Origin of the sequence: Paenibacillus jiangxiensis (genome assembly GCF_046098255.1) — a bacterium.
Classification (GTDB): domain Bacteria; phylum Bacillota; class Bacilli; order Paenibacillales; family Paenibacillaceae; genus Paenibacillus; species Paenibacillus jiagnxiensis.
Genome location: NZ_JBJURI010000053.1, coordinates 1 through 26,461 on the forward strand (window position 1 = coordinate 1; position 26,461 = coordinate 26,461).

The window sequence follows — 26,461 nt, forward strand, 5'->3', positions numbered from 1 at the left end:
GGTCTCCGCTCATCTCTTCGCTTTTCAAGGCAGTAAAATCCTGCGAATGAGTGAGCATTCGTGAGAAAACACCTTAATACGAGGGACGGTTGCCGGTGAGCTTAATTCCCTTTTTTTGCAGGTAAAAGGGACTGTTCCGCTAAAATAGGCGCTCATACATCCGCTAGAAAAGAAACTTCCTTTTTTTCGGTCAAATAAGCGCTGAGGCAACCGTTAAGCAAAGAAATGTGCCGGATAGATCGATCATTCGAGGCAAACCCGTCGGTCAAAATACTGATTTCTAGATTGAGCCATTTTTTTGATTATTTTAATAAGCGGGCCATCAGCATGACATCATAATATGTATCCTGATTTACTTTGATCGCTTTGATTTTACGGCCTTCCTCCATAAATCCAAGGCTTCTATATAACTGGATCGCAGGGTAATTTTCAGTTACGACCTCCAGGGCTACTTTTTCGATTAAGGGGCTTCGCTCGGCCCAATCCAGCAGGCTGGAAAGCAGGGCTTTTCCGATCCCCTGATTCCTGTATTTCTGTGCAACGTTCATAGCAAGGGTGCCCTGATGTTTATTGCGGATTTTATGGCCATTGTGAAAATCCAGAAAACCGATCATTTCCTCTTGAGCCTCGGCAATCAAGGCCAGCTTGCCCGGATCAAGCAGAATTTGTTCCAAATACTCCTTCTCCTGCTCATTCGTCATGTTGAACTCTTCCGTGGTTGTTAGCAGGTAGGGAGCTTCTTCGAAAATTTCTTTATTATAATTGAGCACCTTCTCAGCATCCTCCGGCAGCGCGCTGCGGACTGTAAAAGCTTCTCCGTTCTTCATCGTAAATGATTTCATTTCAAATTCCCCCATAAAGTGTCCTCCTAATAAAATTTGTATCTTCACAAAGTCTTCACAGGTATTGGTTAAAATTTAATCAAACGGAAAACAAACCTTAAACAGGGAGAGAGATTGAATGTACATGAATAAGAAAAATTATATAACCATCCTGCTTGCTGCGGCAATGCTTGGATTAAGCGCATGCGGGAACAGTGCGGCCGACAATGCATCGGGCAGCAGCACTGCGAACACAAATCCATCTTCACAGCAGGGAGAAACGAATCAATCCGGCATGAACATGGATCACTCCGAAATGGACCACTCCGGCAGCGGTGAAGTTCCGGCAGGACTCAAAGACGCACAAGGTCCGAAATTTCCAGTGGGAAGCCAGGCTGTGATTCACGCAGACCATATGCCGGGCATGAACGGTGCGGAAGCCACCATCGTGGGGGCATATGATACAGTAGCTTATACTATCTCTTATTCGCCAACTACAGGCGGGGAGAGAGTCACCGATCACAAATGGATCATCCATGAAGAGATTGAAAATGCTCAAACCAAAGCTTATGAGCAGGGTGCGGAAGTTACCATTACGGCCGATCATATGCAAGGCATGAAGGGCGCAACCGCCACCATCGAATCCGCCGAGCCAACGACGGTGTACATGGTGGATTATGTTTCAACGACAGATGGACAAAAAGTAACCAATCACCAATGGGTGACGGAAAGTGAGCTTTCAGCCAAATAAATACACGGGACGCGGCAGGACACCATCGTACTTCTGGCGAATTTTTACGGTAAATTAGGAGGTATGCCTGAATGGAAGAATTAATTGAAGAGTACTGCCGCGGATATGAAATGCTGCGTGAAGCTATTGACGGATTGTCCGAGGAGGAGCTTCGTTTTAAGCCTGCTCCAGACAAGTGGAGCATTCATGAAATTATCGTTCACGTAGCGGATGCTGAACTGGTTGCGACACAGAGACTGAAGAAGGTTCTGGCCGAAGACGAGCCGCTGCTCATGTCATTTGACCAGGACGCCTGGGCGAACAGCCTGATGTATGAGCAGATGGACCGTGAGTGCCAGCTAAGCTTGTTCCGGCTGCTTCGCTCCAGCATGCAGCCTGTTCTGACCGGACTGACCCCCGAGCAAAGTGAGCGGGTGGGGGTTTATGCAGATGTGGGCCGTTTTACGTTTAAGCAACTGCTGGAATATCGTGTTGACCATATCCGCGGCCACCTCTCGCAGATTGAACGGGCAAGAAAGGCTTATCGGCAAAGCCGATAGGCCTTTTCTGCGTTATTCATATTCAGTTCATAATTGTCAGTTACCCTCTCTATATAAATCGTTATAGGGAGGAAATGAGAGTGGATCATACAGACAGAACAAAGACCCGGACAGACCACGAAGACTGGGCAATTGAAGCACATGGACTTGTCAAAGCATTTGGCGATAAGCGTGCGGTGGATGGGGTCGATTTGAACGTGCGTACGGGTTCGATTTATGGGGTGCTTGGTCCTAACGGAGCAGGGAAGACGACCACCATCCGCATGCTGTCAACGTTATTGCGGCCTGATGGGGGAACGGCGCGTATATTCGGGCATGATGTGGTAAAAGAGCCGCAGACTGTACGCCAATTGATCGGAGTGACTGGTCAGTACGCGTCAGTTGACGAGTCGCTCAGCGCTACCGAAAATCTCATCATTTTTTCACGGCTGCTTGGACTGGGGCGTGCCGAGGCCCGGCGGAAGGCAGCGGAGCTGCTGGAGGAATTCGGTTTGACCGAAGCGGCCAAACGGCCCTTGAAGCATTTCTCCGGCGGCATGCGCCGCCGGCTCGATCTGGCCGCCAGCCTCATTGCACAGCCGCCGCTCATTTTCCTGGATGAGCCGACGACAGGACTGGATCCGCGCACACGGGCACAGATGTGGGACACCATCCGGCGTCTGGTCAAAACAGGGACTACCGTGCTGCTCACAACTCAGTACCTTGATGAGGCGGATCAGCTGGCAGACCGCATTGCGGTTATTGATCATGGCCGGGTGGTGGCCGAAGGCACGGTTGATGAACTAAAATCGGCAGTGGGTGCATCCACTTTGCAGCTTAGAGTACAAAATCAGCAGGACACCGAAAAGGCTGTACGTATCGTGGAACAGGTGCTTTCAGTCAAGTCCAACGTGTCGGCCGAGGCAGGGAAGATCATTTCTCCGATGGCCAATGCCGACCGGGTAGCGGACCTGCTTATCGAGCTGCGCACGGCAGGGATTGGACTGGCAGAGATGAGTGTGCAGAAGCCTACGCTCGATGAGGTGTTTCTGTCCATCACAGGCCAGGGCGTTAAGGGTAATGAGCAGCAGGCGTCCCAAGAGCTGCATGATGCGGTGGGGGTGAGAGCATGAATAATTCATCCATGATGACAGGTTCAGGGCGTGCTTTGCCAAATGGGAGAAAGTCGGCAAGCTTCAGCCAGGCGTTCCGCAATTCCTTGACGATGGCTTACCGTGGGATTCTGAAGCTTCGCCACACGCCAGAGCAATTATTTGATGTTACGCTTCAGCCGATTATTTTCACCCTGATGTTTACCTATATTTTCGGCGGCGCCATCTCGGGAGATGTGCAGAACTATTTACCGGTCATTATTCCCGGGATTCTCGTACAGACCGTGATCTCGACTTCTGTCGTAACGGGCGTGCAGCTGCGTGAGGATATGGACAAGGGCGTGTTTGACCGTTTCAAGTCGCTGCCGATTGCACGCATTGCCCCTTTGGCCGGAGCTCTGCTGGCTGACAGCGTTCGTTATACCATAGCGACTGTGCTTACCTTTGCGATGGGGTATATTATGGGATATCGGCCAGAGGGAGGGCTGGGCAGTGTCGCCATCGCGGCGATTCTGGTCATCGCATGCGCCTGGGCAATCAGCTGGATTTTCGCCTTTTTTGGTGTGATTGCACGCACGGCTTCAAGTGTATCGGGCATATCGATGATCGTTCTTTTCCCGCTCACCTTTGCCTCCAACGCTTTTGTGCCTGTGGACACGATGCCTGGCTGGATGCAGTGGTTTGTGAACATCAACCCGATTTCGCATTTGGTCAATGCCGTCCGGGAATTGGCGAATAAGGGAACGATTGGCGGGGACCTGGCCATTTCACTGCTTGGCGCTGCCGTCATTGTGGCGGTCTTCGCCCCGCTTACGGTGCGTGCTTATATGCGTAAAGCATAGGATCTTGACTGTTTTGGGGTGATGTCGAAGGAATCATGGACAGGGCAGCTTAGAGGGGGATTGGAATGACACGGATATTGGTCGTCGATGATGATCCGCACATTCGTGAATTGGTCGGACATTTTTTGAGATTGGAAGGTCTGGATGTACTTGAGGCCGTGGATGGTCTGGATGCGCTGCGCATCCTTGACGATATCAAGGCCGATCTGGTTGTGCTTGACATTATGATGCCGGGCATGGACGGCTGGGAGCTGTGCCGCGAGCTGCGTGAGCAGACCGATCTGCCGCTGCTTATGCTCACAGCCAAGGGCGAGACGTCACAGATCGTAAAAGGCTTCGCGCTCGGGACGGACGACTATCTTGTCAAGCCGTTTGATCCCTTGGTGCTCGTCGCCCGCGTCAAGGCTTTATTGAAACGCTATCGTATTATGGTTTCCAAATCGGTGACGATCGGAGATCTTGTGCTGCGCAGCGATACATTTGAGTGCCGGGCTGGCGAGCAGGAGATTACGCTTCCGCGCAAGGAATTCGAGCTGCTCTTCAAGCTGGCGAGCTATCCTGGCAAGACCTTCACACGCGAGCAGCTGATCGAGCAGATCTGGGGTTATGATTACGAGGGCGACGAAAGAACAGTCGATGTGCATATCAAGCGCCTCCGGGAACGGTTCCCGGAGGCAAATCACTCCTTCCGGATCAGCACCATCCGGGGATTGGGTTACCGGCTGGAGGTGCGGCAATGAAACGGGAACCGGGGTTCCCTCATGTCATCGCGCGCGTCGTAATGCTGTTAGCCGTGCTATATATTAGCTGGGGCGCCGCATTCTATATTACAAAGGTGGTTTATGCGCGAATAGCGTGGGCTCCCCATGAGCTGATCGATTTTTTTATCAATACAACGCTCGGTTTTGTTTTCTTCTTTCTCATTGGCATGATAGTAAGACGGATATTTGGGGATAGAAATCAACATGTTTTTATGGAAATGATCGATGCGTTAAAACGCATTTCGCAGGGCGACTTCCACGTAAATCTGGACTGGGGCTTTGGAGACAGGAATGAAAGACAGGGAAGACCGCATCCTTATGCCCAACTGGCGAACAGCATTAATGATATGGCGGCAAATCTGAAAGCCATGGAAGAGCTGCGGGAGGAATTCATTTCTAACGTATCCCATGAAATCGGCTCTCCGCTGACCTCGATTATCGGATTCGCCAGGGCGCTTAAGGACGAGCATCTGGATCGTGAGCAGCGGGACCGGTATTTGACGATCATCGAGACGGAGTGTATACGTTTGTCCAGGCTAAGCGAGAATCTGATGAAGCTGGCGGTACTGGATTCGGAGCGGCACCCGTTCCATCCGTCTCCTTATCGGCTGGATAAGCAGCTCATCTCCCTTATTCTTGCCTGCGAGCCACAGTGGGAGGCCAAAAACATCGAGATGACCGTGGAGGCGGATGAGCTCGAGGTCAACGCGGACGAGGATTTGATGAGCCAGGTGTGGATGAATCTGCTCCACAATGCCATTAAATTTACACCAGAGGGTGGAAGTATCTCGGTTTCTCTTTCGCATAATGGCGAGGAGGCCGTTGTTCGCATCGCCGATACGGGGCAGGGCATCGATGAGCAGGATCAGCAGCGCATTTTCGAACGCTTTTATAAAGCGGACAAATCACGGACACGAACGGCAGGAGGCAGCGGTTTGGGACTTTCCATTGCACATAAAATTGTCGAGATACACCGGGGGACGATTTCAGTGCACAGCAAGCCTGGAGAAGGAGCGGTATTTACAGTACAGCTGCCGTTGCACTGAACCGGAATAGCCGAAAAGGCAGCAGTGACCACTGACTAAACCTTAGTCAACAGATCGCTGCTGCCTTTGAAATTTTCACAAACTTTATTTTAAATGGCTTGCTCTACAGCATCGTTTTTTTCCTTTCTTGTCATTGAGTAGAGGGCGGAGAGGATAGATAAGAGGATAATCACCCCGCCTGCTGCAGGATTGACGAAAATGCCGTATTGGCTCACGATGAGACCGCCCACTATCGAGCCAAGTGCGACCCCAATATGAAGAGACGAAGTATTAAAGCCGAGCTGAATATCCGCTGATTCGGGAGCCGTCTCGATAAGATAGCTTTGAATGGCCGGACTTGGCGCCATATTGAAGGTACACCAGACAGCGACCACCAGCAATAAGCTGAGCATGTTGGAGGCGGCGTAAGGCAGCAGTAGAACCGCCGCGGCATGCAGCACGAGCGTTAAAATGATCGTCTTTTGCGGCCCCAGCCTGTCGGCGGACCAGCCGCCGATCCAGCCTCCGGCAATGCCAGCCAGGCCGTAAACCAGGAGCACCAGACTGATGAGCGGCGCGGACAAGCCCATGGTTTTTTGCAAATAAGGGGTAATATACGCATAAATCGTAAATTGACCTGTCATCTGCAATATGGAAATCAAATGGGCCGAGAGAATCTTGGAGCTCTTCAACGTGCCAAGCTGTGTCCGCAGGGAAACGGACGGTTGCGGCGGTGCTTTAGGCAGAAAGCGCTGAACGCATAAAGCCACAATCAATGTAAGCATGGCGATTAAGACAAATGTCATTCTCCAGCCCCAGCGGTCGCCAATCCATGTACCCAAGGGCACGCCAAGCATCAGAGCCGCGCTCAAGCCCATAAAAATAATGCCGATTGCGCGGCCTTTTAATGCCGGAGGCACGATGCTGGCCGCTAATGTAATGGACAGAATGATGATAACGGAACAGCTTGCGGCAAGCACCACTCTTGAAATCAAGAGAATGGTAAAATTCGGACTGATAATGGACAGGATATTCCCCGCAAAAAACACCCACATCGCAATAATGAGCAGCCTGCGCCGCTCCATATTGGCCGTCAGGGCAATAATTACAGGCGAGCCAAAGGCGAATACAAGAGAATATACGGTAACGAGCTGTCCCGCGGCCGCAACGGAAACCTGCAGGTCCTGCGCAATCATTTCGATAATGCCGGCAATCACCAGCTCGACCGTACCGACGACAAAGGCCGCAATTGTTAAAATCCAGACTCTTCTATCCATAATCTCTCCTCAGCCCACCTTGCTTTCCCGATACAAAATCATACCTGCATGATAGAGAATTCCGTCCCGAAACTCTCCGTCAGCGGTAAAGCCTGTATCATCCACATAATCGATATGGTTGCCCGTGATTGTATAACTGCCTGTGTAAGCACTTTTGCGGCTGCCGCGCGCTTCGTCATATCGTCCGTTTGGCAAAAGCTCATGACGGATATATCCGTCCGCGGTTACCCACATCCCTGCATACGGGTTGTTGTTTTCTGAATTCATCAAATGGGCATGGAGACACGCGGCTTTGAGCCGTGTGACGAATTGCGCTCGGCATAAGGGCTACCATTGGTAGCTCTTATGCCGAGGTCCATGCTTCCCCCTTCCGTCATGAGAATTTAACCTTGGATCACTTGATCCATGCTATACTGAATTCAAGTGAAAAGATAGTTCAAGAGAAAACCGTTAGTTGCTGGATGTCCATCACCAAGTAACCAAGTCACTCGTTGAAACAAACCCTATCGATCACTATTGCTTTAACAATCACCACACCTGTACCGCAAAGGAATGAAGTACATGGGGTACAGTGCAACATGAGTATACCTCTTGTTGCAGGGGCGAAGTCAGCCGTCCTGATGTTCCAACACGCTAAGGTAGGAGCACGATAAGGTGCGTTTGCACTACTGGTTAGGAATAAGTCTAAAAGGCTTGTGCGAAGCGCAAGCACTGTCTACGAAGTAGGCAGAGACAAGCTCGTGACTTGAGTCATGAGTTGTTGATAAGCCATCTTCTCCTTTGTAATATGTTGTCATCTACAGCCGCTAAGGATATTATGAAGCACTTGAAAAATGGACAGATAGAAGATTCATCGCAAAAGATTGCTCATTCCTCTCAAACAGCTAAACGAAACAGAAGGAAAAGGTTATAATAACTGCAGTAGTGTTCTGAGATGGAAGGTGGGGAAATCGTGCCGGAAACAACAAATCTTGTACAAAAACAGAAGGAGCTCGCGGAGCTTATTGACCGGTTCTCATCCGGGGAAGGGGCTCACGCAACGGACATACCATCCTTATTCTGCTTACGCAGCTCGAAGGTTACTGAACCGATCTACAGAGTACATGAACCTGCTTTATGCATCGTTGCCCAAGGGAAAAAAGAGGTCATGCTGGCAGAGGAGAGGTATCAATACGGACCCGCGGATTATCTTGTGGTGTCCGTCGATTTGCCGGTATCGGGGCAGATTATTGAAGCTTCAGCCGAGGTGCCGTACTTGTGCTTCAGGCTTGATTTTAAGCCTGGTCAAATTGTAGAGCTTCTGGATGAGTCCGAGCTTCACGCGGTTCAACCAGGGGAATCCGAGCGAGGGCTGTTTATCAGCCAAACAAGCACCTCCCTTCTGGATGCCGCTATAAGGCTGGCCCGGTTATTGGACACACCTGAGGATATTAAAGCTTTGGCGCCGATATACACTCGTGAAATCTTGTACAGGATTTTAAAAGGACAGCAGGGAGAAATGCTGAAGCAGATTGCGGTGGAGGGGAGCGGCGCATACCGGATCAAGGACGTTATCAAGCAAATCAAGGAGAATTATGCGCAGCCGCTGCGGATCGAGGAGTTGGCCGAACTGGCCAATATGAGCCCCTCATCATTGCACAGACATTTTAAGGACGTCACGGCGATGAGCCCTCTGCAATATCAGAAAAGAATCAGACTGCAGGAGGCGCGGCGCATGCTGTTAGCTGAAACAGCCGATGCGGCGGAAGCCGCTTTTCAGGTAGGCTATGACAGTCCGTCCCATTTCAGCCGCGAATACGCAAAAATGTTCGGCCTGCCGCCGATCGCCGATATGAAGCGCCTGCGCGATGCTGTAACAGGCTATGCTGGCAGGGAGGTGCTTGAATCCGCGACTTCGATGATCTGATCATAGTAACATTAGGCAGCAGCCCATATTTTTATGAGGCTGCTTTTTCGTTTGAACTTAAGGCGTTACTGATCAAGGTAATTCTTGCAAATAATATATGTATGCGATATATTGCATATATAAAACCTGAAACTGAGGATGATCTTTATGCCTGTACCTAAAAATTTTGTCTCACCCTTGCGGATGTCTGCGAAGGAGAGGGCCTTCTCCCAAATTCAGCGCTGGATTATCGACGGCACTCTGCAGCCGGGCGAAAAGCTCCTTGATGCCGAATTGGCGGAGACGCTCGGCGTCAGCCGTACGCCGATTCGGGAGGCGTTTCAGCTATTGGAGGTGCAGGGACTTGTCTCGACTCATCCAGGCAAAGAGACCAGAGTTACGATGATTGAGAAGGATGATATCTTCAAGCTGTATTCGACGATGGCAGCGCTTCACGCGCTGGCGGCTGAAGTGGCGGCCAGGATTATTTTGCCCGAGCAGATTGAACAGCTGAAAGCGATCAATCTGGAGTTTGCCCAAGCGGTCCAAAGCGGCCAGGCCTACCAGGCCATGGAGGCGGATGAGCACTTTCATAACCTGATCGTGGAGCTGGCGGACAATCCGTATCTCGCTTCCTTTAGTTCTTCGCTGCAAATCCATATCCGGCGCTTTAAATACGTGTTCCTGAAGCAGCCGGTCAGCGGGACACAGGCTTCGGTCGATGAGCATGACTTGATTATTGAAGCTTTTGAGCGGAAAGACAGTGAACAGGCGCAGGCCATGATGAAGCAGAACCTGATCCGTCCGATGCAGGAGCTGCATGACTTACTTTAAAACAGAGAGGAGCATGACAAGGATGGAGGAAAGCAAAGATTTGCGCATCAACAGCAAGGTTATAAGTGAGGGGGTTAATCGGGTGCCGAACAGGGCGATGCTGCGGGCCGTCGGTTTCACCGATGAGGATTTCAAGAAGCCGATGATCGGGGTAGCCAGCACATGGAGCGAGGTTACTCCGTGCAATATGCACATCAATGACCTGGCCGTGCAGGCCAAGCTTGGAGTGCGGGAGAATGGCGGTGCGCCGCTGATTTTTAATACGATTACGGTATCGGACGGCATTTCAATGGGGCACGAGGGCATGCTGTTTTCGCTGCCAAGCCGTGAAGCCATTGCGGATTCGATTGAGATTGTGGCGGGAGCGGAGCGTTTTGACGGAGTCGTTGCGATAGGCGGCTGCGACAAGAATACGCCTGCCTGTCTGATGGCTATCGGTCGGATGAACATTCCCGCCGTCTATGTATACGGAGGCACGATTCAGCCAGGGAATCTTGACGGCAAGAACGTAGACATCGTTACCGCTTTCGAGGCGGTCGGCAAGTATCATGACGGGAAAATGACGGATGAGCAGATCCACAAGATTGAATGCAGCGCCTGTCCGGGACCGGGCTCCTGCGGCGGCATGTACACGGCGAATACGATGGCCGCGGCCGCGGAAGCGATGGGGATGAGCCTGCCCGGTTCTTCCTCGACACCGGCGATTTCCTCCAACAAAGCAGCGGAATGTGCTGAAGCAGGCAAGCGGGTCATCTTATTGCTTGAGCAGGGCATCTATCCAAGAGACATCATGACGAAGAAAGCATTTGAGAATGCGATTACGGTTGTGATGGCTTTGGGGGGATCGACAAATGCGTTCCTGCATCTATTAGCGATTGCTCATTCGGTTGGTGTCGATTTAACGCTGGATGATTTCGAGCGGATTCGCCTGCGTGTCCCCCATCTGGCCGACTTGAAGCCCAGCGGTCAGCATGCCATGCAGGACTTGAACGAAATCGGAGGTGTTCCCGGTGTCATGAAGCTGCTGCTCGCTGAGGGTCTTCTGCACGGCGACTGTCTTACGGTAACCGGTAAATCCCTGGCGGAGAACCTGGCCGAGGCAGCTCGGCTGCGGGATGGGCAGGAGATCATCCGCCCGCTGAATAAGCCTTTGAAGCCGAATGGGCCATTGGTTGTGCTTAGAGGCAATCTTGCACCCGAAGGAGCTGTCGCCAAAATGTCCGGCATGAAGAAGCTGCGCTTTGTCGGACCGGCTAAGGTATATGACAGCGAGGAAGCGGCCACTGAAGCCATTTTAAAAGATGAAATTCAAAAAGGAGATGTACTGGTCATCCGCTACTGTGGTCCGAAGGGGGGACCGGGTATGCCGGAAATGCTGTCGGTTACGGCGCTGATTGTGGGCAAAGGTCTTGGAGGCGAAGTGGCTCTTATGACAGACGGCAGGTTTTCGGGCGGGTCACACGGTTTCGTTGTGGGCCATGTATCACCTGAAGCCCAGGTAGGCGGACCGATCGCCCATTTGAAAACCGGAGATATCGTCACGATCGACAGCGAGACACAGCATATTTCTTTTGATGTGACGGAAGCGGAGCTGGCTGCCAGAGCAAAGGCATGGGTGCAGCCACCGCTCAAAGTGTCTTCAGGTGTGCTTGCCAAATACGCCCGGTTAGTGTCATCGGCGTCCAAGGGCGCTGTTACAGACAGTTTTGAATAGATCTATTCAGCCGAACAGCGGCCGGTTAATCGGCTGCTGCTCGGGCTTTTTTCCACTGCTCATGCAAGTGCCGTACCCGTCTCCACAGTTCATCCCGCTCCATGGGGCTGTAATTCACCAGCTTCTCATGGAATACATCTCCCAATACCTCAAGCCACATCGTTTTCGTTAAAATTTCGGTTTTCTCGATACGGTCGCCTTCCTTCTTTTTCCAAACGCATCCTCTCAGTTCATTGCTCCCCTCAGCATGTCTGCTGCGAACGAGAAATAAATTGATCCATGGGGAATCGGGAGACAAGCTGTAGATTTCGTGCTTCGGTATAAACTCCTCAATCGTTTGCAGACTTTTCCTTTCGTAATCCACGCCGACAGATGATCCTGAAGGATCGTGAACCATTCTCCACCCGTGTGGGTCAATTACAGAAGGGGTGACCTGGTATTGAAAAGGACCCTGTGTGTAAGAACCGGCACGAATGGGAAGAAGCCCATGCGGCATATCCCCGAGACCTACGTCCGCAATCCAAATTTCCTCCTCCTGCCGTTCATTTAATAGCGTTACAGTTAAACCAAGATGGAAGGAATTGATTGTCGGCTCCTGACCATGCGGCTGCACGCCTGCTCTATGCCAGGAAACCTGATAGCCAAGCGTTCGCAGGAGTTCGCCAAAAGCCCCGTTCAGATGAAAGCAGTAGCCGCTTCTATTATTAATCATGAGTTGTACAGAAGAATGCAGATCAATCGGCACCGGATTGCCGAATACAATATCGATCGTTTGCCAGGTGATATTTTCCACATGGGCTTGATGCAATTTACACAAGTAAGAGAGAGTTGGCGGCTCTATATCTGTGATGCCAAGTCTTTTTAAATAAGCTCTGGTTTCTGCTGGTTTTAACATCTGGTGTTCCCCCTTTATAACATCATGCTCTCCCAGTCCGGATGATTATCCTTCCCGCTCATGATCATATTAAATCGAACCCGTGCTAAAAACCATCGATTTTTGCTCTATCTGTACTGGTACAGAAATAGGATTCTTGCAGGAACCAGACATTTATATGAACAAGGGAATTACTACCATTTAAAAACTCAAATTATATGTATAAAAGTGACATGAGGGAAGCAACTTACTTGTTACCTAGCAAAAAGGAGCCGTGATATTGTGACAGACAAAACTGACAACAATCAGACGCGGAATTCCTATGAAAATGAAAACAGCCGCCAGTCCAAAGAAATAAGTTCTTCACTTGTGCAGACCGTTTCTGCCCTGCGGCAAAAGATGGGGAAGAGCACGGACTTTATCATTCGGGAAATGAGTGCCCCTGTGTCCTCGTCACCCAGTATTGCTGTCAGTTATATCGATGGTCTTGTCGATCAGCAATTGCTGACAAAGCTCATGGAAGCTCTGTCAGTTCAAGTAAGCGAAGGCTTGTCCCCTATCCATATCGAAGCATGGTTGGGCACTCAGCTTCCGGTGGGGAGTTTGACATCTCTGTATACGGAAGATGATATGATCAGCTCTATCCTGGAAGGAGCAGCCGTTATTATTGTGGACGGTTCAGTCCAAGTCTTTGCTGCAGCTATAGCCGGGGGAGCCAGGCGGGCTGTTGAAGAGCCTACTTCCCAGTCGGTGATCCGGGGGCCGAAAGAAGGCTTTACGGAGGACATTTCCACCAACATTGCACTGCTGCGCCGAAAAATAAAATCGCCCGATTTGTGTATTGAGTCGCTGCGGATAGGCAAATATACGCAAACCAAGGTCTTCGTATCTTACATCCAGGGCATTGCCGATCCGGAAGTAGTACAAGAAATCATGCGACGGCTGAACTCTATTGAGACAGACAGTATTTTGGAAAGCGGTTATATCGAGGAATTTATCCAGGATGGAGTTATAAGCTCTTTTCCGACGATTTATAGTACAGAACGGCCGGATTCCGTAGCCGGGGGACTGCTCGAAGGGGTCGTGGCTATATTTGTGGACGGAACACCCTTTGTATTGTTAGCTCCGGTAACCTTCTTTAGGTTTTTTACTTCGAGTGAAGATTACTATGAGCGATATGACTTGTCCTCATTTTTACGCATGATACGGCTTGGCTCCTTTTTAGTTACACTGCTCCTGCCAGCCTTGTATATTGCCGCTACCACTTTTCAGCATGAAATGCTGCCTACAACGCTGCTCATTTCACTGGCCGCCCAACGGGAAAGCATTCCTCTTCCGGCGCTATTGGAAGCTTTGCTTATGGAACTGACCTTCGAGATCATCCGTGAAGCAGGCATCCGCATGCCGCGAGCCATCGGACCCGCCATCTCCATTGTGGGAGCACTAGTGCTGGGCCAGGCTGCTGTTCAAGCAGGTCTGGTGTCGGCAGCCATGGTTATTGTCGTCTCCTTCACGGCTATTGCCAATTTTGTAATACCTTCTATAACTATGGCTGGCGCAGTAAGGCTTCTCCGCTTTGGACTTATGATGCTTGCCGGCTCCTTTGGCATGTATGGCATTCTGATTGGCTTTGTGCCCATTCTATTTCGCATCGTCTCCATTCAATCGTTTGGAATCCCTTATTTTATGACTCTTTCCCCGGTGAATAAAACGAATGTGAAGGATTTAATTATTCGCGCACCGTGGTGGAAAATGAAAACACGTCCCGAACTGATTGGAGACAAAAACAAGCATCGGCAATCAACCACAAGAAAACCCTTCGCACAGCAAGAGGCGGAGCGCGAGTATGATCCTTTGGAATGAGGAGTAATCGCCATGCCAACAGGCAAAATTGTAATGATGCTTTTAATGGTAATGCTTTTATCCAGCTGCTGGAACCGGACGGAATTGAACGAACTGTGGGTTACTGCTGCCACAGGGGTAGATTACCGGGACGGGCAGTGGGAAGTCTCCTATCAAATCATCGTACCTTCTGCCATGGCAGGCGGTGCAGGCAATGGTTCGGGAGGCGGATCCCAGCCGGCTTTGCACGTGTATACCGTAAAAGGTGATACGATTCATCAGGCACTCAATCTAAGCAGTCTGGAAACTTCACGCCGTATATATGTTGCCCATAACCGGGTCGTTTTTATCGGAAAAACAGCAGCAGAGCAAGGACTGGATCAGCTCATTGATTATTACTTTCGCAACAGCGAAGCAAGGGAGACTGTTCTGATGCTGTACACCGATGGTGATGCTTCCGCAATGTTAAAGAAGCTGGCTCCGCCCGAAAAGCTGGCCGGGGCCGCTTACGCCGAGCTTATCAGTAAAGAGAGCAAGCAGGTTTCTATTTTTCCCGACACCTCGGTGTATGATTTTGCGCTCAGCTTGCATTCGGATGCGAAAGGAATCGGTATGCCTGTAGCTGCTTTAAAAGGTGAAAATAGCGAAGAAAATGAAAAAGAATTGGAGTCTTTGGATATCGTCAAGAAAACTTCAACACCACTTAAAATGACATTGTCCAAGCTGGCAGTGTTTCAGGAGGGGCGTTTTGCCGGATTGCTTAACCGCAAGGAAAGTCTCGGACTTTCGTGGCTTGCCGGCAAAGTACAAAATACAGAAATCGCCTTTCCCTGCAATGATAAAAAAACAAAGCGGTCTTCTTACATGATCAATAGTTCCCATACTCAATTGGTGCCCAAATATAACGGGTACCGCTATACCATGCAGGTGAGGGTTAAGGTTGATGGAAGTATAACGGAATTTGGCTGCAAAAAGAACCTGTCCAAAATCGGCGAAATCAGAAAATTGGAAAAACAAATTGAAAAAGAAATTGAAGATACCATTGATGAAGGATGGAAAGGAACGCAGAAACTGGGTGTAGATACCGTAGGTTATGGCGATATCATTCACCGAAAATATCCGAAAAAATGGAGGGAAATGAAGGGGGATTGGCCGGCCGAATTTAGAAGGATGGAGATCGATGTACAAGTTGATGCCTTAATTCGTCTTCCAGGGCTGCTGCAAAATCATTTAGGAAAGAAGTAATCGAATAAGTCCCGGACATTTAATAAAGTATTTCCAGCGGAGGGGTCAAACAGGATGAGGAAAGTAACCACGGGATTGTCCCAAATTGCGATGGCAGTGGCAGCATTTCAGGTTGGCAGCACGACTCTATTCCTGCAAGGGGCTAAAGCAAAACAGGATGCTTGGTTGGCTATGCTGATCGGAGCAGTTTGCGGTTTTCTATTGCTCTTGTTGTACCTGAAGATTTTTCACATGGATTCAAAAAGTGATCTGTTTGAGCTTTGTAAAAAATATATGGGAAAATGGCTTGGCAGTGTGGTCGGGATCGCTTTTGTTTGTTATTTTACCTATGAGTCTGCCCGAAATTTGCGTGATATTGGCGATTTGGCAACGTTGACACTCTTAAACCGGACTCCTACAGCATTTGTAACTTTGTTGGCCATACTGGTTATAGCGGATTGTATTCATTTAGGTCCAAGAGCGTGGTTTCTGCTTGTTACGGTGCTTTTTTACATGATAACGCTTGGTTATATAACACTTCTCTTGATCATTTCGTTCACAGGGTTGGTTCATCTTCAATTTATGCTGCCGATCCTGGAAAACGGGTTAAAGCCGGTGTGGGAGGCCGCCATGCCGGAAATCATTTCATTTCCGTTTGGCCAAACCGTTCTTTTTCTCGTTTTTTTCAAATATGTTTCTGAGCCCAAAAAACTCAACAAAAGTATTATTATAACCTATTGGCTGATTGCCATATTTTTGATTGGGGTTAATCAAATATGTATTCTTGTTCTGGGGCCTGACCTGGCGTCGACGACTACTTATCCGTTATTTCAAGTTACTCAGCTAACTGCGGTGGAGAAAATTATTGAAAGAGCTGATCCTCTTTTTGCCATGATTTTATTTTTGGGAATCGGTATAAAGTCGGCAGCCTTTTATATGGGTGCAGCCATAGGAATGCGCAGAATTACTTCAATCAACTACAAGGTTTGGCTTGTGGTGGTAGGCACGGCGATATATTTGCTGACTTTTCTATCGCCCAATTTTACAGAGTTTATCTGGATCGGGCTTCACCTGGCTCTAGACAGGATTTGGCCTGTATTTCAAATCGCATTGCCGCTTTTGCTATTCTTTGTCCTGTTGGTCCGCAAAAAGAAGCGGGCTTGAGAACTCCCGGCTGCGTTCGCATTTGACCCCAAATTTCTTCTTCATCCAGAAATTTGGGGTCAACAGCGATTGAAGGAATGCTTCGTGCTCGGAGTGTCTCATAACATACGGATGTCAGTTGGCAGGGAACACATCGATCAGATCAATTTCTCCGTACCCGTTGCCTTTTGTAAACCGCACTATATTTTCTCCCGCTTGCAGTTGAACACGTTTGGTAGAGAGGCCCCAGTTTTCCCATCCTTTGTTGGTAATATAGAAGGGAGCGGGATTCGATCCGTTCACGCTGATCATCAGGGTGGACCAGGCAAGATCCGTCGTTCCATTCGCCGTGCGGGCAGATAAAATATACTCTCCAGCGGTTGGAATGTCGATGCTGTATTCCACAAAGCTGTCTGCCGTATCAATATGGCCTGCCTTCATACCGCCCGAACCGTTCGGACTCCCCGATGCGTAAGCCGCACCGCCAAACCGTCCTTCTTCTCCTTCGATCCGAATGCGCTCAGGCTCTCCGGAAGGGACGGGGATTTTGCTGTTCGGAGCCAGCGGGCTGCCCAGATTCGGCGTATTGTCAGCATTCCATGTAAATGGCTGCATGCGGATTTCCCGGTTCCAGCCTGACTGGTTATTTTTTGCGTTATGATAAACGATCCAGTCCTCGGTTCCGTCCGGAGAGGTCGTAAAGGAGGCGTGGCCGGGTCCGTAGATTCCATTTGATGATTTGAATATAGGCTCGCTTCGTTTATGCCAGGAAGAGCTTTGCAGCAGATCGGCATTGATATTCGCCGTGATCAAGCCAAGGCAGTAATCATTGGTCCAACTGCCGCTTGCGGAATAAATCAGGTTGATGACATTGCCGCGAATCACCACCTGCGGCCCTTCATTGACATGGGGGTTATGATTGGTTTCCCACGCATACTCCGGAGTTGAAATTTCCACACGGTCGGAGACGATCGTCCATGGATTGCTCATCCGCGCAATATACAGCTTTTGGCTGACATTTTCATCGCCTTCCCAGCCTGACCAAATGAAATACAGCTGCTTGCCCGCCTGCAGGACTGTACCGTCGATCGCCCATTTATTGGTCTTGTCCGTCACCTGACCCCGGTCTTTCCAGGTTCCCTGCAGCGGGTCTTTCGACTTGTTCTCCAGGACATACATGCGGTGGTTGGCGTTGTCCCCGTCATCCTTGGCGTAGTAGATATACCAGGCACCGTTCAGGTAATGGATTTCCGGAGCCCAAATATTTTTGCCTCCCGTTTCAATGCTTACAGATTCACCCGCGTCCAGCCCGGATAATGTGCGCGACTTCCAGATCGTGACGTTGTTGCCGGTCGTTTTCGTAAAGTAGTAGTACCCGTCCGTATGCTTGTAAGCCCATGGGTCGGCCCCGTCCTGAATCACCACGTTGTAAAAATCCTGCTGGACGGATACCGCACCCGCATTTCCGGCCAGCCCCCAACTTAACAGCAGCATCAGCAGCAATCCCCCAGTCCATTTTGATTTCCGTTTACGCATAAGCATTCACTCCTTACTTGGAATATGAAGCGTTTACAAAATAAAGCTATCCTAAATGGATTTTTATAAAAAGGTCATATTTTTTGAAGCTGTGGGACATTTTTTTGGATGTGGCGGGGATGGCAGCGGTATCCGTTTACAGAAGAAAGAAGAGAGAGTACATTAAAGGTGCGCAACGAATAGTATTGCCGGAAAGGATGTAAGCGCATGCATTTCTATCGGATGGTCATTGTAAAGATCGCAGCTGTTTCCATAGCATTCATCTGTGCAGGGTTGGCCGCAGGATGCGCGAACACCCCGGTTGAGAAGACCGCTGGGGAAAAGAAGTCTGCCAGTCCTGTTACCATCGAGTTTTGGACACCGTTCAGCGGCGGGGACAGCTCTTATATGAATGAACTCGTCCAGCGCTACAACAAGGAAAATCAAGATGGGATCAAGGTCGTGATGAAAAATAACAAATTAGATGACTATTACATCAAGCTGTCCACGGCCATCGTCACCGAGGAGGGACCCGACGTCGCCGTAGTGCATGCCTCCAAATTCGCGCAATACGTGCCGGCAGAATTTCTGACGCCCATCGATGCAACGGATGCCGGGGCGCATATCCCGTGGGAGCAATATAATCCGGATATCTTGGAGCGGACGGTGATCGGGGGACGTCATTATGCTGTACCGCTCGATACCCACTTTATCGTTTTATACTACAACAAAAAATGGCTTGAAGAAGCCGGGCTGCTGCAAGACGGAAAAGTGGTGATGGACCCGGGAGAAGACGGATTCATGCATTTTCTGACTGCTTTACGTGACCGTATTCCACCGGATGTTGCCCCGCTCGCCGTGCCCGATGTGCGGATTGATTCACTCTGGGTATGGTGGTCGCTGTATTCGCAGATCGACGGCGGCGGCGGTTTATACAGTGCGGACGGGCACAAAGCCCGTGTGAACATGGAAGCTGCGGCCCAATCCTTGCATTTTCTAGCTTCCTTGTATGAAAGCAAGCTGATCCCGCCGGATATTTCCGATGCGGGCAGCCGCTTTATCAGCGGCAAAGCCGCCGTATTATGGTTAGGAACATGGTCCATCGGCTCTTTTGAAAAGCTGGACGACCTGGATTTCGGCGTCATGCCCCTGCCGCAAATCTATGACAGGCCCGGTACCTGGGGGGACGCCCACACCTTGGCTTTTCCATCTCATAGCGATACAGATCCGCCCAAAATGGAGGCTGCCGTCCATTTTGCGGAATGGCTGGCCGATCAGGGGCAGGTGTGGGCACAGGCCGGCCACATTCCGGCTGAGCGGAACGCGCTGAATTCCGCAGCTTTTAAGGCGCTGCCCTATCGTTCGGATTATGCTGATGCGGCAAAGGATGTCCGCTATTTTCCAAGCCATGCGAAGCAGGGGGAAATCAATGATGCGCTGGTTTCCGAGCTGGAGAAGATTTGGCATGGCAAACAGACTGCGGATGACATGCTGAAACATCTTGAGCCGCTGATCGACAGCATCCTGGGTGACTGATATGAAGATGAGAACGTGGATGCGGCGGCTGATGACCAGAAGACTTGCCCCCAAGCTGATCGCCGTCAACGTCCTCTTGATTGCCCTGGCTTTGACGATTGCCTCTATCATGGGGTATAAGGATTTTTCACGATCCATGCAGCGGAATGTCGGCAAATACCAGGCGGACGTAGTGCAGGGCCTGACGGCCAATATTGATGTATATATGAACGAGTTGAATCTGTTATCAGCGACGCCCTATCAGTCTCCCGAAATTATGGCCTATCTCGAGAAACGAAGAGAAGGCGGGCAGGTGTTGAGCTATGAGGAGAAGCAGAGGGTCAGCGGATTTATGCGCAAAACGATGGCAAACGGCCGTGTGGACGTGGCAGGCATCACCTTGTACAGCTATCGCGGTCCTTCGTACAGGGAAATGGAGGACAGCCCCGGCCGGTTTATTACGGATGTTGATGACAAGGACATGTTCCTTCATGCGGCACAGAGCGGGAAAGCCTATTTCAAAGGCCCGCATATCCTCCGCTCTTACTCTGGGGCGACCTATGAGGTGTTTTCGGTGGTCCGGAGAATTTCCAGTCTGGAGAACGGAGAAATTCTGGGCTATTTTGTACTTGATGTGCCCCTTGCGTCCCTGACTCAGCGCATCGCGGGTTTGTCGCAGCAAGGAGGCAACCTGTTATGGATCGTTGACCAGACTGGACAGGACGTTTATTACAACGGTTCTTCGGCCTCGGCCAGAAATGAGCGGGAAGCAAGCAGCTACCGCGGAGAGGGCACTGTGACGATAGGAAAAGGTGCGGATGCCGATCTGCTGACCTATTATACGTCGCCGGTGACGGACTGGACCGTGATTCAGGCTGTTCCGCTGTCCGTGCTGCTTAAAGACACGATGGTTATGAAAAACAAGACGATAGGGCTCGGTCTGTTCTGTCTCATGCTGGGAGCGGTTGTATCGGTATGGATATCGTTACGGATCACACGCCCCTTGCGCTTGCTGAGCAGCTCTATGAAGAAGGTGGAGCGTGGAGAGTTTGATGCTGCCATTCCGGTCGTGTCCGGGGATGAAGTCGGCCATCTCAGCCGCACCTTCAATGTGATGGTGTCCAGGCTTGAGACGTTAACCTATAGGCTGTATGAAACGGAAATCAGAGAGAAAAATGCCGAGATTGCCGCCCTGCAGAGCCAGATTAACCCGCATTTTCTGTACAATACGCTCGGCTCTATCAGTCTGTACGCGGAGCTGCAGCATAACCGGGAGGTCGTGCAGATGACGAATCATCTGAGCGCATTGCTGCGCTATAGCATGAATGGCGGCAATAGCGAAGTCCGGCTGCAGCAGGAGCTTGAGCATATTCAAGGATATCTGGAAATCCAGCAGATTCGCTTTGAAGACAGGCTTACATACTGGCTGAATGTGGAGCCTGAGCTGCTGGATACAAAAATTGTTCGCCTGACCTTGCAGCCGATCGTGGAAAATTCCATTATTCACGGGCTGGAGAAGGGTCGTGGCGACGTGCATATTGAGGTGAACGGCCGCAAGCTCGGCACAAGCATCTGTATTGAAATCACCGACAACGGGCCGGGAATGACCAGAGAACAGCTTGAACAGCAGATGTGCAACATGGAGGAAGGCATCATTCCCGGATCACCGGGAGGGCACGGTCTCGTGAATGTCCACCGGCGTCTGGTGCTCCGCTATGGGGCCGGATACGGGCTTCAGCTGGAGAGTTCACCTGGCGAAGGGATGAAGGTAAAAGTGAACCTCCCATCAGGAGCGACAGAAAACAAGTTACCGAAAGGGGAATAACATATGCCAACCATGGTGATTGTCGATGACGAATCCATCTTCCGCAAAGGAATTGCCCATCTGGTCAAGGGTTTTGACCTGGACTGGGAAGTGGTGGGGGAAGCCCGTGACGGGCTTGAGGCTTTGGAACAGGTGCAGCGGCTGCGGCCCGACCTGGTCATTACCGACATCCGCATGCCGCAGATGGACGGACTGGAGCTGCAGTCCGCTCTCGCTGAGAAAGCCCCGGATACGAAGTGCATTGTGCTCAGCGGTTATAATGATTTCAAATATGTACAGACTTCCATCCGGACGGGAGTAAGGGATTATCTGCTGAAGCCGATCAACAAGGATGAGCTGTATCAGACCCTTGAACGCATGCTGGATGAATGGCGGCAAAGCCGGCGTGAAACGGATAAGGACAATGCTCTGTTCAAGAAAAGCCTGCGCAGCCAGCTGCTGTGGGGACTGGTGCAGGGAAGCGTACAGCTCGGGGACAGCGAAATGCTGGAGCATGTCGGCCTGAAGCTGGACAACACCGGGATGTACTGCATGATCGCCGAGCTGGACAAGGAATCGGTGCAGGAGGAACGGTATCGGCGGAGTGATCCCGCATTATTTACGCTTTACCTCAGCCAGTTCATTGAGGAGATGATTCAGCAGCATTCTCATGGCTACGTTTTAACCCGGCAAAATAAAATTGTGGCTGTCATTTGTGAGGAAGCATCTGAGCAGGCCAAAGGACGAATTGCTTCAGCGGCCCGCAGCATGATCAGAGAAATCCGCAAGATCTCGGATATCACGATCACCATTGGCATCGGCAACGGCGTATCCGATCTCGAATCGCTTCCGACCGCCTACAAGCAGGCGGAGCTTGCCCTGCTCTACCGTCTGACGGACGGCGGCAACCGTGTGCTGACGTATGGTGAAACCGGAGCGAATCCACCGGCAATCCAGCCCGCGAAGGATTGGGATATTCCGGAGCTGATGATTGCGGAGGGCAATGCTGCGGGGCTGCGGCGGGAGGTTCACCGCCTGGTGGAGGAACTGAGCCATAGCGGAAGCCCGGAGGTGCTCAGGCAGCATATCTGCAAGGTCCTGCTCCAATGTTATGAAATGGCCGTCAATCGCGGCGTTGTGCAGGAGTGGCTGGGTGAGCGGGATATGATCAAAGTGCTGGAAGAAGCACTGTCCATCACTTCGCGTACAGAGCTCACCGGTTATTGCGAGCAGATGGTGCTGTCCCTGTCCGCCATTCTGAGTGAGCAGGGGAGGGATCATGTCACACATGCCGTTGACAAGGTGGCAGCGTATATCGAAGCCCATTACGCTGAGCCCATTACGCTCAGTATGATGGCTGACATGGTCTATTTAAACACCTCTTATTTGAGCAGCTTGTTCAAGGCCCGGCTTGGCTGCTCATTTGTGGAAGTGCTGACCCGCAGGCGCATCCGCGAGGCCTGCCGAAGGCTGGCGCATACTAGTGAGAAGATCGTTCTTATTGCCGAAAGTACCGGCTTTGCGAATCTCCGCCATTTCAATCGCGTATTCAAGACGGAGACCGGGCAGACGCCAAAGCAGTACCGCGAAGAGATGCAGAATAAAAACATGGCCTAAATATATGTCTACAGGTTCAAAAGAAGCGTCATGGGCGTTTGGTCCTCCTTCCTTTAAGCTAAACATGTAAACGCAACCAACAAGGAGGTCTACTGATGAGAAAGAGAAAAATCATCAAACTGTCCGCGCTTCTTTTGTCTTTGATGCTGATCTTGTCCGCCTGTGCCGCTGAGAGCAGCACAGCGCCTGAAGGCGCAGGCGAAGGCAGCAGCGGAGAAAAAACTAAAATCACCTTCTGGACACCGTTCAGCGGCGGTGACGGCGAGTTCATGACCGCGATGATCGAGAAATTCAATGCGGAGAGCACCGACATCAAGGTCGAACAGCTGAGCAACCGTTCGGAGGATTACTACACCAAGCTGCAGACGGCGCTCGCTTCCGATCAGGGGCCGGATTTGGCCGTCCTGCATTCCTCCAGAATGCCGCAGTACGTGCCTTCCGGTTACATGACCGATCTCGACGGTCTTGCATCGGAAGCAGGCGTCAATTGGGACGATTTCAATCCGACCATTCTGGAATCCACCGTTTATGACGGCAAGCATTATTCCATTCCGCTGGATACACATGCCATTGTCATGTATTACAACAAGAAATATCTCGAGCAAGCCGGTGTGCTGAAGGACGGCAAGCCCGTATATGAGCAATCGCCAGAGGGCTTCACCAAATTCCTGACTGCCATCAAAGATGCCGTTCCGGCAGATGTCGCACCTCTGGCCCAGCCGAATGTGCGCATTGACGCCTACTGGATGTTCTGGGGCTTCTACAACCAGCTGACAGGCGGCGGCAAATTCTATGATGCGAATGGCAAAGCGGAATTGAACAATCCGCAAGCGCTGCAGGCACTGGAATATGTCAACAGCCTTTATACCTCCAAGCTGATTCCGCCAAACATCAACGATGCGGTGAAAATGTTCCAGGATCAAAAAGCGGCCGTATTGACTACCGGTGTCTGGAGCACAGGTTCTTTTGAGAACATTGACGGACTTGATTTCGGGGTCGTGCCGATGCCGCAAATTTATGACCAACCTGCGACATGGGGCGATTCGCACACGCTGGCGCTGCCGAAGCACAGCAAGGAAGATCCGGTGAAGCAGAAAGCGGCGCTCGTTTTTGCCAACTGGCTCGCCCAGAACGGGGAAATGTGGGCCAAAGCGGGTCATATCCCTAGTGTAACGAAGGTGCTGGATTCCGAAGCCTTTAAAGCGATGGACTACCGCAGCGACTATGCGCAATCCGCCGATCTCGTCAAATACTGGCCGCGCCATGACAAGCAGGGCCAGGCGAACGACAATGTCGTCAAGGAATTTGAAAAAATGATGATGGGTCAACAGGACCCTGCCACCACCTTGCAAAAAGCGGACGAAGTCATCAACAAAACAACGGGCAACTGACGATGAAGGCCGGATCCGGAACCGACAAGGATCCGGCCTGTATCTTCTCCTCTTGATGCAAATTTACCGGAAAGGAGATTAAAGCATCATGCGTGTAAAATCGCTTGAAAGGCAAGGCTGGGTGGCAGGGCTATTCATGGTGCTCCCTTATACGCTGTTTTTTTTGGTATTTTCGCTGTTTCCCATTTTGTTCGGCCTGCGCATCAGCTTCTATGACTGGTCCTTGCTGGGGGATAAAACCTTTATCGGGCTTGAGAATTACACCAATCTGTTAAGGGACGAGGAATTCCGCAGCAATCTCCTGAATACGGTCCTGTTTACAGTCATCAGTGTGCCGTTGATCAGCGGAGCGGGACTGCTGGCGGCAGTGCTTGTTCATCAGGTCAGAAGGGGACAATCGTTTCTACGGGTGTCGGTGTTCATGCCGTATGTACTGTCCGTGTCCGTCATCTCCAGCATCTGGGTCATTTTTCTACAGCCTTACAGCGGTTTGCTGAATCAGGTGCTCAAGGGGTTGCGCATCATCAGCGCGGATATTTACTGGATTTCAGATCCGCAGCTTGCGTGGGTGTCCATTATTTTGGCTACCCTTTGGTGGACCGTTGGTTTTGTGTTTGTTCTCTTTCTCGCGGGACTGCAGGATATTCCATCCTCCTATTATGAAGCGAGTCAGATCGAAGGAGCCTCCCGCTGGCAGACGTTCCGGTACATTACATTTCCGTCCTTGTCCAAGGTCACTATCCTGGTCATTGTGCTGCAAACGATCGCTTCCTTCAAAATATTCGGCCAGTCGAAGCTCATCACAGGCGGCGGGCCGGCCGGAGCGACCAAAACGGTGGTGTTCTCCATTTACGAGAACGGCTTTCAGACATTTGAGATGGGGTATGCCTCGGCCATTGCCTTTGTGCTAATGATCGTGATTCTGGTCATTTCACTGCTGCAGACCCTGCTGCTGCGCAGATTGGACCGCTAGGAAGGAGAAAGGAATAATGACGATGGACCGGTTGTATTATGTTTTTATCCGTGTGGTTGCCCTGCTGCTGGCCGTTCTGTTTCTGGTGCCGATCGTGTGGATGCTGCTGCTGTCGTTTACACCTGAGGGTCAGAATATTTTCGGGGGAGCGCTGCATTTTACATTGGATAATTATAAAAAAGTGCTGAGTCTTGCGCCCATTTTCGGCTGGATGGGGAACAGCATCATTGTTTCTGCAGTAACGACGGTGCTGGTGCTGCTGTTTTCATCTATGGCGGCTTATGCCTTTTCACGCATCCGTTTCCCGGGCAGCAAGGTACTGTTCCTTCTGTTCCTGTCCGGTATGATGATCCCAGCGGAAGCCACGCTCATTCCCCTTTATTTGCTCATGCGTGATTTCGGGCTGCTGGGAACGCGCACATCACTGGTGCTGCCGGCCGTAGCGGGACCGATGGGGATTTTTATTCTGAAGCAGTTTTTTGACGGGCTTCCGAAGGATCTGGAGGAGGCTGCGCGTATGGATGGTGCCGGTTTCTTCAAAATCTGGTACAGCATCTTTCTGCCCCTGTCCAGGCCGGCCCTTGCTGCCCTTGGCATCTTTACGTTTATTGGCGCCTGGAACGATTTTGTATGGCCGCTCATTTCCATTTCCGACAAAGCGTATATGACGATTACGCTCGGACTGCCGATGTTCCAGAGCTCTTATGTGCAGCAGTACGCCCTGCCAATGACAGCGAACGCCCTGGCCGCCATTCCGGTGCTGATCGTGTTCCTTATTTTTCAAAAACAGATTATTAAGGGTATTGCCTTTACCGGCGGCAAAGAGATGTGATTTTTTGTAAATCATTAGGTTCAAAAGCGAAATCGGGGCCAGACGGTGCAAGTGGTCATCCTAACGGACTGTACTGCCGCTATTTCGGAGAAATCAAGCGTTTGCGGAATGTTACGGTCAGACCCCCTAATTTTGGAGAGATGCCGAAAAAAAGATGCTCAGCCGTAGAATAGCTCGACTTTGCTCGTTCA

Annotated in this window: 23 protein-coding genes; 18 read left to right on the plus strand and 5 right to left on the minus strand. The window is 50.8% G+C overall.

All coding sequences use genetic code 11. The features are described 5' to 3' along the window. Nucleotides 1-302 precede the first annotated feature (302 nt). Complete coding sequence (locus ACI1P2_RS30260; protein ID WP_355327259.1) at nt 303-857, minus strand: GNAT family N-acetyltransferase; 555 nt, start codon at nt 855-857, stop codon at nt 303-305. A gap of 109 nt (nt 858-966) precedes the next feature. Between ACI1P2_RS30260 and ACI1P2_RS30265 the strand changes: the two genes are divergently transcribed. From ACI1P2_RS30265 to ACI1P2_RS30290, 6 genes are all read left to right on the plus strand, one after another. Further along, a complete protein-coding gene (locus ACI1P2_RS30265; protein WP_355327262.1) occupies nt 967-1,572 on the plus strand; it encodes a YdhK family protein in 606 nt (201 codons plus the stop codon). Nucleotides 1,573-1,643: 71 nt separating this feature from the next. Next, on the plus strand, nt 1,644-2,111 hold the full coding sequence (locus ACI1P2_RS30270; protein WP_355327265.1) for a DinB family protein: 468 nt from the start codon (nt 1,644-1,646) through the stop codon (nt 2,109-2,111). A gap of 74 nt (nt 2,112-2,185) precedes the next feature. Next, on the plus strand, nt 2,186-3,223 hold the full coding sequence (locus ACI1P2_RS30275) for an ATP-binding cassette domain-containing protein (RefSeq protein ID WP_355327267.1): 1,038 nt from the start codon (nt 2,186-2,188) through the stop codon (nt 3,221-3,223). An 11-nt stretch (nt 3,224-3,234) separates the two neighbouring features. Beyond that, nucleotides 3,235-4,044, plus strand: coding sequence for an ABC transporter permease (locus ACI1P2_RS30280; protein ID WP_408976385.1), 810 nt, complete (start codon nt 3,235-3,237; stop codon nt 4,042-4,044). A 65-nt stretch (nt 4,045-4,109) separates the two neighbouring features. Next, on the plus strand, nt 4,110-4,784 hold the full coding sequence (locus tag ACI1P2_RS30285) for a response regulator transcription factor (protein ID WP_355327273.1): 675 nt from the start codon (nt 4,110-4,112) through the stop codon (nt 4,782-4,784). Further along, a complete protein-coding gene (locus ACI1P2_RS30290; RefSeq protein ID WP_355327276.1) occupies nt 4,781-5,851 on the plus strand; it encodes a sensor histidine kinase in 1,071 nt (356 codons plus the stop codon). The genes ACI1P2_RS30285 and ACI1P2_RS30290 overlap by 4 nt, the downstream gene beginning before the upstream one ends. A gap of 89 nt (nt 5,852-5,940) precedes the next feature. Here ACI1P2_RS30290 and ACI1P2_RS30295 read toward each other — a convergent pair whose 3' ends face one another. Both ACI1P2_RS30295 and ACI1P2_RS30300 read right to left on the minus strand, forming a co-directional pair. Beyond that, a complete protein-coding gene (locus ACI1P2_RS30295) occupies nt 5,941-7,107 on the minus strand; it encodes an MFS transporter (RefSeq protein WP_355327279.1) in 1,167 nt (388 codons plus the stop codon). Nucleotides 7,108-7,116: 9 nt separating this feature from the next. Then, nucleotides 7,117-7,374, minus strand: a complete 258-nt coding sequence (locus ACI1P2_RS30300) for an Atu4866 domain-containing protein (protein WP_355327322.1) — start codon at nt 7,372-7,374, stop codon at nt 7,117-7,119. A gap of 667 nt (nt 7,375-8,041) precedes the next feature. On the opposite strand from ACI1P2_RS30300, the gene ACI1P2_RS30305 reads away from it, so the two are divergent. The 3 genes from ACI1P2_RS30305 to ilvD all read left to right on the plus strand — a co-directional run bounded on the left by ACI1P2_RS30305 (nt 8,042) and on the right by ilvD (nt 11,540). Continuing rightward, complete coding sequence (locus tag ACI1P2_RS30305) at nt 8,042-9,013, plus strand: AraC family transcriptional regulator (RefSeq protein ID WP_355327282.1); 972 nt, start codon at nt 8,042-8,044, stop codon at nt 9,011-9,013. 147 nt (nt 9,014-9,160) lie between these two features. Next, entirely contained in the window at nt 9,161-9,826 is a 666-nt protein-coding gene (locus ACI1P2_RS30310; protein WP_355327285.1) for a GntR family transcriptional regulator, read from the plus strand. A 22-nt stretch (nt 9,827-9,848) separates the two neighbouring features. Then, complete coding sequence (gene ilvD / locus ACI1P2_RS30315) at nt 9,849-11,540, plus strand: dihydroxy-acid dehydratase (protein ID WP_355327288.1); 1,692 nt, start codon at nt 9,849-9,851, stop codon at nt 11,538-11,540. A gap of 25 nt (nt 11,541-11,565) precedes the next feature. On the opposite strand, the gene ACI1P2_RS30320 is transcribed toward ilvD, so the two are convergent. Further along, nucleotides 11,566-12,435, minus strand: coding sequence for an arylamine N-acetyltransferase family protein (locus tag ACI1P2_RS30320; RefSeq protein ID WP_355327291.1), 870 nt, complete (start codon nt 12,433-12,435; stop codon nt 11,566-11,568). 261 nt (nt 12,436-12,696) lie between these two features. On the opposite strand from ACI1P2_RS30320, the gene ACI1P2_RS30325 reads away from it, so the two are divergent. From ACI1P2_RS30325 to ACI1P2_RS30335, 3 genes are read left to right on the plus strand one after another with little or no spacing between them, the layout of a single operon-like run. Further along, nucleotides 12,697-14,277, plus strand: coding sequence for a spore germination protein (locus ACI1P2_RS30325; RefSeq protein WP_355327293.1), 1,581 nt, complete (start codon nt 12,697-12,699; stop codon nt 14,275-14,277). A 12-nt stretch (nt 14,278-14,289) separates the two neighbouring features. Then, the gene (locus ACI1P2_RS30330; protein ID WP_355327296.1) at nt 14,290-15,501 is read left to right on the plus strand and encodes a Ger(x)C family spore germination protein; all 1,212 of its coding nucleotides are present in this window, start codon (nt 14,290-14,292) and stop codon (nt 15,499-15,501) included. Between the two features lie 54 nt (nt 15,502-15,555). Beyond that, a complete protein-coding gene (locus ACI1P2_RS30335) occupies nt 15,556-16,644 on the plus strand; it encodes a GerAB/ArcD/ProY family transporter (RefSeq protein ID WP_355327298.1) in 1,089 nt (362 codons plus the stop codon). Nucleotides 16,645-16,758: 114 nt separating this feature from the next. Here the strand turns inward: ACI1P2_RS30335 and ACI1P2_RS30340 are convergent, their stop codons facing one another. After that, nucleotides 16,759-18,159, minus strand: a complete 1,401-nt coding sequence (locus ACI1P2_RS30340) for a family 43 glycosylhydrolase (RefSeq protein WP_408976383.1) — start codon at nt 18,157-18,159, stop codon at nt 16,759-16,761. 207 nt (nt 18,160-18,366) lie between these two features. On the opposite strand from ACI1P2_RS30340, the gene ACI1P2_RS30345 reads away from it, so the two are divergent. The 6 genes from ACI1P2_RS30345 (at nt 18,367) to ACI1P2_RS30370 (ending at nt 26,270) form a co-directional block, all read left to right on the plus strand. After that, nucleotides 18,367-19,674: an extracellular solute-binding protein gene (locus ACI1P2_RS30345; protein ID WP_355327301.1), complete on the plus strand. Its 1,308-nt coding sequence runs from the start codon at nt 18,367-18,369 to the stop codon at nt 19,672-19,674. A gap of 7 nt (nt 19,675-19,681) precedes the next feature. Further along, nucleotides 19,682-21,478, plus strand: a complete 1,797-nt coding sequence (locus ACI1P2_RS30350) for a cache domain-containing sensor histidine kinase (RefSeq protein WP_408976384.1) — start codon at nt 19,682-19,684, stop codon at nt 21,476-21,478. A gap of 3 nt (nt 21,479-21,481) precedes the next feature. After that, nucleotides 21,482-23,074, plus strand: coding sequence for a response regulator (locus tag ACI1P2_RS30355; RefSeq protein ID WP_355327307.1), 1,593 nt, complete (start codon nt 21,482-21,484; stop codon nt 23,072-23,074). A 95-nt stretch (nt 23,075-23,169) separates the two neighbouring features. Further along, complete coding sequence (locus tag ACI1P2_RS30360; protein ID WP_355327310.1) at nt 23,170-24,465, plus strand: ABC transporter substrate-binding protein; 1,296 nt, start codon at nt 23,170-23,172, stop codon at nt 24,463-24,465. A gap of 88 nt (nt 24,466-24,553) precedes the next feature. Next, the gene (locus ACI1P2_RS30365) at nt 24,554-25,438 is read left to right on the plus strand and encodes a carbohydrate ABC transporter permease (protein WP_355327313.1); all 885 of its coding nucleotides are present in this window, start codon (nt 24,554-24,556) and stop codon (nt 25,436-25,438) included. A 16-nt stretch (nt 25,439-25,454) separates the two neighbouring features. After that, nucleotides 25,455-26,270, plus strand: a complete 816-nt coding sequence (locus ACI1P2_RS30370) for a carbohydrate ABC transporter permease (RefSeq protein WP_355327316.1) — start codon at nt 25,455-25,457, stop codon at nt 26,268-26,270. Nucleotides 26,271-26,461: the final 191 nt, after the last annotated feature.